We start from the raw sequence: 2,448 nt of genomic DNA, 5'->3' as shown, positions 1-2,448 counted from the left end.
GTAAGCGTCCGGGCAAGTACATCTTCAGCTTATATCGTTGAACCTCTATCTTAACGACTGACCATTTCATCAGGAGTTAATATGGCTAAACGTTCCCATGAAGACTGGGCAGCTTTGATACAACAGCAACCCGCTAGCGGCTTAACGATTACCGCTTTTTGCCGTCAGCATAAGCTTAGCCTTAGCGGATTTTACGCCCGTAAAGCCGATATGACTAAAACAAGCAGTCCAAAGGTTACGCCGTTTGTTCAGGCCACCGTGACCTCGTCGACAGCGATGACTACCCAAGCTCAACCTTGCCCCCCTCAACAAAGCATCTGCTTACAGCATCAAACAGGTTTATGGACTTTTCCCTGTTCATTACCCGCAACTTATCTGCTTGACATCATCAAAGGCCTACAAGCATGTTGATGTTTCGTAAGCTTCCCTGTGTGTACCTGCACCGAGCACCAGTGGATTTTCGTCAATCAATAAATGGCTTAGCCGTTATCGTTGAGCAACAATTGTCGCTATCAGCCACCGATGGCAGCGTGTTTGTGTTTTGTAATAAAGCCCGTGACAAACTCAAGATTTTGTATTGGGATAACACCGGTTTTGCACTTTGGTACAAGCGCCTAGAGCAAGCTAAATTCAAGTGGCCCTCTCAAAGCGAAGATGAGTGCATGCGCTTATCTGAGCAACAGTTTCATTGGTTGTTGTCTGGATTTGACGTATTAGGCCACCGACCTGTAAAAGGCTTGAGTTACAGTTAATTGATCGCCATGGCGAAGGCTGTTTTCGATAATCAGCTCATTGTAGCCGTCGGGTTTTCGGAGGGTATTTGATATCATGTTCTGATGAAAATCATCCCCGATAGCCTACCCAACGATGTTGATTTGCTTAAGCAATTATTGCTTGAGACGCTTGCGGCTAACGATAACACTATCGCGTTAAAAAATGCCGAAATCGCGGCACTCAAACAATCGGTGCAACGTTTGCTGGAGCAGTTTCGCCAAGCGCAGCAACAGCGTTTTGGCGTTAGCTGTGAGCGCCATGATTATCAAGGGGAGCTCTTTAATGAAGCGGAGGTCACACTTGAGGCCCCCGTAGTGCTCACCACCGAGTATGATGTGGTCGAGGGCTTGAAGCGACGCGCCAAACGTAAGCCGCTGCCGAAAGACTTGCCACGTGAAGTCATCGTTCATGATATTAGCGAAGCCGATAAACAGTGCGATTGCTGCGGTCATCAGTTGGCGTTAATGGGCCAAGATAGCAGTGAGAAGCTTAAGTTTATTCCTGCACAAATCACCGTGATTGAACACGTTAGATTAAAATACAGCTGCAAGCATTGCGAAACGCAAGGCACTAAGGCCAATATTAAACAAGCGCCTGTGCCCGCCAGCCCTATTCCTAAAAGCTTTGCCACTCCAAGCCTATTAAGCCAACTTATCACCAGTAAATATCAATATGCATTGCCCCTCTATCGCCAAGAGGCCTTGTTCAAGCAGCATGGCATTGAGTTAAGTCGGCAAACCATGGCGGATTGGATGATGAAATCGGCGGCACTGTTTAAACCCTTATATGACTTACTGCACCAACACCTGTTAACCCAAGCAGTTATCCATGCGGATGAAACCACGCTCAAAGTGATTAACGACGAGCGCGTAAAATCTTACATGTGGGTGTATTGCTCCGGTGCCGATGGCCCCAATGCAGCGCCTCGCTATCAAGGTTTGCGCAATATTGTCCTGTACGACTATCAAGACGGTAGCCGCGCGGGCAGCTGCGTCAGTCATTTTCTGGCCACCGAGCAAACGGTGTTTAGGGGGTATTTACAGGTGGATGGTTACGCAGCTTACGCTCAAGCCAGCCATCACTTAGTGGGCTGTTGGGCCCATGCACGGCGTAAGTTCAAAGAAGCGTTAGTGGCACAGGGAAAAGCCAAGGCAGGCAAAATCAACAAGGCCGATATGGCGCTGAGCATGATAGCCAAGCTGTACCGAATTGAAACCCAAATACACTCACTCAGTCTTGAAGAAAGGCTGTATTTTAGGCGCACGCACTCAGTAGTCCAGTTGATGCAATTTAAACAATGGCTGGATAAATCAGCGCAGCAAGTGTCAAAACAAAGCGCCCTTGGTGAAGCCATTGATTACAGCCTCAATCAATGGGAAAAGCTCAGTCGTTATGTCGAAGACAGCCGACTGAGTATCGACAACAATCGTGCCGAACGTGCAGTAAAACCGTTTGTGATAGGGCGTAAGAACTGGCTGTTTAACCACAACCATCGTGGCGCAGAGGCGAGTGCGATGTTGTACAGCATGATAGAAACCGCCAAAGCCAACGGCCTAATACCGTTCGATTACATCGAACACTGCCTAACGCAGTTATCTTACCCTGACTGCGATCTCCACAGCCTATTACCTTGGCAGGTTAATCTAGGCAAGACGTAGATCACCGGACGCTTAC

At 48.1% G+C, this 2,448-nt stretch carries 3 protein-coding genes; all 3 read left to right on the top strand.

What is annotated here, in order from left to right:
* Window positions 1-81: 81 nt before the first annotated feature.
* A complete protein-coding gene (gene tnpA / locus K5Q99_RS21585) occupies window positions 82-411 on the top strand; it encodes an IS66 family insertion sequence element accessory protein TnpA (protein ID WP_220778095.1) in 330 nt (109 codons plus the stop codon).
* Window positions 405-752 carry an IS66 family insertion sequence element accessory protein TnpB gene (gene tnpB, locus K5Q99_RS21580; RefSeq protein WP_220778094.1) on the top strand — a complete coding sequence of 116 codons (348 nt, stop codon included), beginning with the start codon at window positions 405-407 and terminating at the stop codon, window positions 750-752. The genes tnpA and tnpB overlap by 7 nt, the downstream gene beginning before the upstream one ends.
* A gap of 84 nt (window positions 753-836) precedes the next feature.
* Window positions 837-2,432 carry an IS66 family transposase gene (gene tnpC, locus K5Q99_RS21575; RefSeq protein WP_220778093.1) on the top strand — a complete coding sequence of 532 codons (1,596 nt, stop codon included), beginning with the start codon at window positions 837-839 and terminating at the stop codon, window positions 2,430-2,432.
* Window positions 2,433-2,448: the final 16 nt, after the last annotated feature.

It is taken from the genome of Shewanella hafniensis (assembly GCF_019655335.1).
GTDB lineage: Bacteria > Pseudomonadota > Gammaproteobacteria > Enterobacterales > Shewanellaceae > Shewanella > Shewanella hafniensis.
The sequence above is the reverse complement of the archived record's forward strand: the minus strand, read 5'-3'. Positions and strand labels throughout refer to the sequence as shown.

Coding starts and splice junctions, on each gene's coding strand:
- tnpA (WP_220778095.1), top strand. CDS start 82: ATGGCTAAACGTTCCCATGAAGACTGGGCAGCTTTGATACAACAGCAA.
- tnpB (WP_220778094.1), top strand. CDS start 405: ATGTTGATGTTTCGTAAGCTTCCCTGTGTGTACCTGCACCGAGCACCA.
- tnpC (WP_220778093.1), top strand. CDS start 837: ATGAAAATCATCCCCGATAGCCTACCCAACGATGTTGATTTGCTTAAG.